Below are 4,680 nucleotides of genomic sequence, written 5' to 3'. Positions count from 1 at the left end.
GTCACGCCCGACCGCCTGCCCCTGTGCGGGGCGGTGGGCGAGGGGCTGTTCGTGCTGGGCGGGCTGGGCTCGCGCGGCTTCGCGGCCGCGCCCTTGCTGGCCGAGCACGTCGCGGCCCTGGCCTGCGGCGCGCCTTCGCCCTTGCCGGCCGATTTGGCCGCCCGGCTGGAAGCTTCGCGGTTCACTTCCACGGTGAAGCTGGAAGACCTATGATCTCCCGCAGGGTGGGGCCTAGGGGAAACCAGCATGCGTCATAAGCTTCTCGTGCTCACCGCCGCCTTGGGGGCGCTCGTCGCCACCGCCTGCGCGGCCGACGGGGCCAAGCCGGCCTCGACCGAGGCCAAGCCCAAGCGGGCCTGCTTCCACACCGACCAGGTGCGCAACTTCTCCGCCGACGGCGAGGACAAGGTCTATGTCCGCACCGGCGCCAAGGACGTGTTCGAGCTGCAGATGCTCGGGCGCTGCTCGAACGTCGACTGGGCGCACGGCGTGGGCCTGCGCGCGCGCGGCGGCAGCTTCGTGTGCGAAGGCATCGACCTCGACCTGATCGTGCCGCAGCAGGGCATGGGCCCCGAGGTCTGCCCGGTGCGCGCCATGCGCAAGCTGACCGAGGAAGAGATCAAGGCCCTGAAGGACAAGCCCTGATTTTCCGGCCCTGAGCCTTCCGGCCTGACGCCGGTCCTGAAACGAAAACGGCGCGGGCCTCGCGGTCCGCGCCGTAGTCTTTTGCGGTGGTCGCCTGGATCAGGCGCGCTTGGCCAGCCGGCTGTTCCACATGGCGTAGGCGAAGTAGACGACCAGACCGATGCCGTTGCAGATGAAGAAGGTCTTCTGGGCCAGCCCGCTCAGGCTGGTGAACAGGTAGAGGCAGCCCAGCACGGCGACCGGACCGATCACCCAGGGCAGCGGCGCCTTGAACACGCGCGGCCGGGTCGGGTCCTTCACCCGCAGCACCATCATGCTCACCGCCACGGCGATGAAGGCGGCCAGGGTGCCGGCGTTGGCCACCGAGGCGATCTCGCCCAGCGGGAAGACGCCGGCGATCACCGACACCACGATGGCGGTGAAGAAGGTCATCACCACCGGCGTGCCGGTCTTGGCGCTGACCTTGCTCATGCTGCGCGGCAGCAGGCCGTCGCGGGCCATGACGAAGAAGATGCGGCTCTGGCCGTACATGAAGGCCAGGATCACGGTCGGCAGGGCCACCACGGCCGCGGCGGCGACGATGCGGGCGGCCATCGGCTGGTCGAGGGTGCGCATGATCAGCGCCAGCGGCTCGGTGCTCTTGGCGAACTGGTCGAAGTGCATGGCGCCCAGCGCCGCGGCGCCGATCAGCATGTAGAGCACGGTGCACACGGCCATCGAGCCGACGATGCCGATGGTCAGGTCGCGCTTGGGGTTCTTGGTCTCCTCGGCGGCGGTGGAGACCGCGTCGAAGCCGTAGAAGGCGAAGAAGATGATGGCCGCGGCGGCCATGACGCCGACCTTGCCGGTGGTGCCGTCGGGCCGCACGCCGTCGTGGGCGAGGAAGCCGTTGGGCATGAAGGGCTGGAAGTTGGCGGGGTCGAAGTGCGGCAGGGCGATGGCCACGAACACGGCCAGGGCGGCGATCTTGAACACCACCAGCAGGCTGTTGATCGTGGCGCTCTCGCGGGTCCCCAGCGCCAGCAGCGAAGCGACGGCCAGGCTGATGAAGATCGCCGGCAGGCTGATCAGGCCCTTGTTCGGGTCGAAAACGAAGGTCTCGCCGATGTGGTGGTCGGCCATCCAGCCGGTCGACAGCCAGGTCGGCAGGTGCACGCCCATCGATTCCAGGAAGCCGGTCGCGTAACCGGCCCAGCCGACCGCCACGGCGCTGCACACCACGGTGTATTCCAGGATCAGGCTGACGCCGACGATCCAGGCCAGCAGCTCGCCCAGCGCGCTGTAGGTGTAGGTGTAGGCGCTGCCCGAGGCCGGGATCATGGTGGCCATCTCGGCGTACGCCAGGGCGGCGCACACGCAGACCACGCCGGCGATGGCGAAGGACAGGATGACGCCCGGGCCGGCCAGGCCCGCGCCCGTGCCGATCAGGGTGTAGATGCCGGTGCCGACGATGGCGCCGACGCCCAGCGCCACCAAGTGCGGCCAGCTGAGCGTCTTGCGCAGCTGATGCGCGCCTTCCTGCTCGTGCGCCGTATCGATCGGCTTGGTCCGATTCCAGAACGCCATGGTTCCCCCGAGTACTTTGTTCTTCTCGGCGCGCGCCGCGCCGGTTTCGGGAGCAATCTAGGCCCAGCCGGGCCCTACGGTGAAGCCGCTTCGCGTTTTGCGCTTTGTCGCGGGCAAAGAAGGGCGCTCCGGCGCCTGGCGAAAACGCGGAGCGCCCGAGGCCTCACTTGCCGCCGGACTTCTCGACCCGCTTCTCGATGCGGATCGGGCCCTTGGCGCGCTCGCCTTCCTCCAGGAAGCCCGACTTGTCGGCGTCCATGGCTTCGAAGGCGTCCTTCATCGGCGCGGCGAACTCCTCGAAGGAGACCTTGCCGTCCTTGTCAGCGTCCAGCTCGCCGGGGCCGTGGCCGGCGTGGTCGAGCTGGATGATTTCCACGCGCCGCTCGCCCGGCCCGCCGGGACCGCCCGGACCGCCGGGGCCGCCCATGAACATCATCGGGCCGTGGCCGCCGGGACCGCCGGGACCGCCCGGGCCGTGGATGAACACCTGGCGCTCAGATCCGTCCTCGCTGGTCCAGGACGCGCCCTTCTCGAGCTCGGCCTTGGACAGCTTGCCGTTTTTGTCGGCGTCCATCCGGGCGAAGATGTCGGCGTGCGGGGCCATGAATTCGTCGCGGGTGATCTCGCCGTCGCCGTTCTTGTCCAGCTTGCCTGGACCGGCGCCGTCGCCGATCACCATGACGTGGCGCTCCATCTTCACCTTCGGCGCGGGCTCGTCGGCCAGGGCGGCGCTTGCGGTCAGGGCCAGGCCGAGCCCGGCCAGAGCGAGGGTCAGTTTCATCCGAGGTGTCTCCCCTTGTACGGCGGGTCGTGCTCCCCGCGTCGGGTGGAGTGGAGCAGGGCGGTATTGCGCCGTTATTTCCGCGGCCTGCGCGCATTCGCGGCTTTTCCCTGGATTTGTTTCACGCTTGAAATCCCGACGAGACGATCGCGGGGCATGGAACGGGGATGGAGGCGAGAGCGGCTGAGGTGGCGGCGGGCGCGCGCGTGCTGATCGTGGACGACGATCCGGGCGTGCGCGACGTGCTGGCCGAATTCCTGGCCCGCCACGGCTACGGCGTCGACGCGGCGGGCGACGCCGCCGAGATGGACCGCAAGCTGGCCGCCTTCGGTCCCGACCTGGTGGTGCTGGACCTGATGCTGCCGGGCGAGGACGGCCTGTCGATCTGCCGCCGCCTGGCCGGACGGGCCAAGCCTGCGGTCATCATGCTGAGCGCCATGGGCGAGGAGACCGACCGCATCGTCGGCCTCGAGCTCGGCGCCGACGACTACCTGCCCAAGCCCTGCAATCCGCGCGAGCTGCTGGCCCGGGTGCGCGCCGTGCTGCGCCGCCGCGGCGAGCCGGCGTCCGAGACGGCCGCCAGCGCGCAGGGGCTGGAGTTTCTGGGCTGGCGGCTGGACCTGGTCCGTCGTGAGTTGCGTTCGCCGCGGGGCCTGAACGTCCAGCTGTCGTCGGGCGAGTTCAACCTGCTGCGCGCGCTGCTGGAGCGGCCGATGCGGGTGCTCAGCCGCGATCAGCTGCTGGACATCGCGCGCGGTCCGACCAGCGAGGCCTTCGACCGGGCGGTGGACGTCCAGGTCAGCCGCCTGCGCAAGAAGCTCGACGACGGCTCCGGCGCGGACCTGATCCGCACCATTCGCGGCGAGGGCTACATGTTCGTCGCCGAGGTGGCGCGCCGATGAAGCGCCTGCGCCTGTCCTCCGCCCCGGTGTTCGCCCAGGTGCTGGGCCTGGTGCTGGTCATCCTGGCCGCCGCCAGCGCGGTCAACGCCTGGGTGGTGCTGAACCTGCCCGAGCCGCCGCCGCCCGGCTTCTCGGTGAGCGAGGCGGCGCGCGCCCTGCGCGGCGAGAAGGTCACCGCCCGCAACGGCCAGCGGCTGAACGTGCGCGTGCAGGCCGCCCCGCCGGCCTTCGAGCCGGACGCGCACGCCGACCTGATCGAGCCGGAGATCGCCCGCGCCCTGGCCCGCGAGCTGGGCGTGCGCCCCGAGAGCGTGCGCGCCGACGTGCGCCTGGGCCCCGAACTGAAGCGTGTCCACCGCCTGCACGCCGGCTTCGCCGGCCGCGCGGAGCGGCGAGAGGTGGTGATCGTCCGCACCGCCCCCGACGCCCGCGAGGGCGCGCCCGCTCCGGCGCCCTTCACCTGGTCCGGCGACGGACCGACCGTGTTGCAGCCCGGCCCTGGACGGCTGGAGATCTTCACCGACCGGCTGCTGTTCCCGCCCTTCGCCGCGGCCCTGCAGCGGGCAGACGGGCGCTGGCTGGTGGTCGAGCCGGCCGCGCCGTGGCTGACCGAATGGCAGCGACAGGTGCTGCTGGGCTTCGGCCTGAGCGCGCTGCTGGCGGCGCCCCTGGCCTGGCTGCTGGCGCGCCGCCTGACCCGCCCGATCGGCGCCTTCGCCGACGCGGCCGAACGGCTGGGCGCCGATCCGAAGGCCCCGCCCATGGCCGCCGACGGCCCGGCCGAGG

4 protein-coding genes and 2 pseudogenes are annotated in these 4,680 nt (G+C 71.2%); 4 read left to right on the top strand and 2 right to left on the bottom strand.

Features of this window, described 5'->3' with window-relative positions:
• Both G3573_RS20170 and G3573_RS20165 read left to right on the top strand, forming a co-directional pair.
• A pseudogene (locus tag G3573_RS20170) lies at window positions 1-213 on the top strand (FAD-dependent cmnm(5)s(2)U34 oxidoreductase); the annotation flags it as partial.
• Between the two features lie 33 nt (window positions 214-246).
• Window positions 247-645, top strand: coding sequence for a DUF6491 family protein (locus G3573_RS20165; protein ID WP_163263462.1), 399 nt, complete (start codon window positions 247-249; stop codon window positions 643-645).
• A 99-nt stretch (window positions 646-744) separates the two neighbouring features.
• On the opposite strand, the gene G3573_RS20160 is transcribed toward G3573_RS20165, so the two are convergent.
• Both G3573_RS20160 and G3573_RS20155 read right to left on the bottom strand, forming a co-directional pair.
• Complete coding sequence (locus tag G3573_RS20160; RefSeq protein WP_163263461.1) at window positions 745-2,211, bottom strand: amino acid permease; 1,467 nt, start codon at window positions 2,209-2,211, stop codon at window positions 745-747.
• Between the two features lie 163 nt (window positions 2,212-2,374).
• Window positions 2,375-2,992 carry an EF-hand domain-containing protein gene (locus G3573_RS20155; protein ID WP_163263460.1) on the bottom strand — a complete coding sequence of 206 codons (618 nt, stop codon included), beginning with the start codon at window positions 2,990-2,992 and terminating at the stop codon, window positions 2,375-2,377.
• Between the two features lie 167 nt (window positions 2,993-3,159).
• Here G3573_RS20155 and G3573_RS20150 point away from each other — a divergent pair, with 167 nt between their 5' ends.
• Both G3573_RS20150 and G3573_RS20145 read left to right on the top strand, forming a co-directional pair.
• On the top strand, window positions 3,160-3,894 hold the full coding sequence (locus tag G3573_RS20150) for a response regulator (RefSeq protein WP_163263459.1): 735 nt from the start codon (window positions 3,160-3,162) through the stop codon (window positions 3,892-3,894).
• Window positions 3,891-4,680 (top strand): annotated as a pseudogene (locus G3573_RS20145) (two-component sensor histidine kinase); the annotation flags it as partial. The gene G3573_RS20150 and the pseudogene G3573_RS20145, both read left to right, overlap by 4 nt.

This window comes from Caulobacter sp. 17J65-9, assembly GCF_010975005.1.
Taxonomy (GTDB): domain Bacteria; phylum Pseudomonadota; class Alphaproteobacteria; order Caulobacterales; family Caulobacteraceae; genus 17J80-11.
This window is presented reverse-complemented; position numbering and strand designations above follow the sequence as displayed.

Coding starts and splice junctions, on each gene's coding strand:
- G3573_RS20165 (WP_163263462.1), top strand. CDS start 247: ATGCGTCATAAGCTTCTCGTGCTCACCGCCGCCTTGGGGGCGCTCGTC.
- G3573_RS20160 (WP_163263461.1), bottom strand. CDS start 2,211: ATGGCGTTCTGGAATCGGACCAAGCCGATCGATACGGCGCACGAGCAG.
- G3573_RS20155 (WP_163263460.1), bottom strand. CDS start 2,992: ATGAAACTGACCCTCGCTCTGGCCGGGCTCGGCCTGGCCCTGACCGCA.
- G3573_RS20150 (WP_163263459.1), top strand. CDS start 3,160: ATGGAGGCGAGAGCGGCTGAGGTGGCGGCGGGCGCGCGCGTGCTGATC.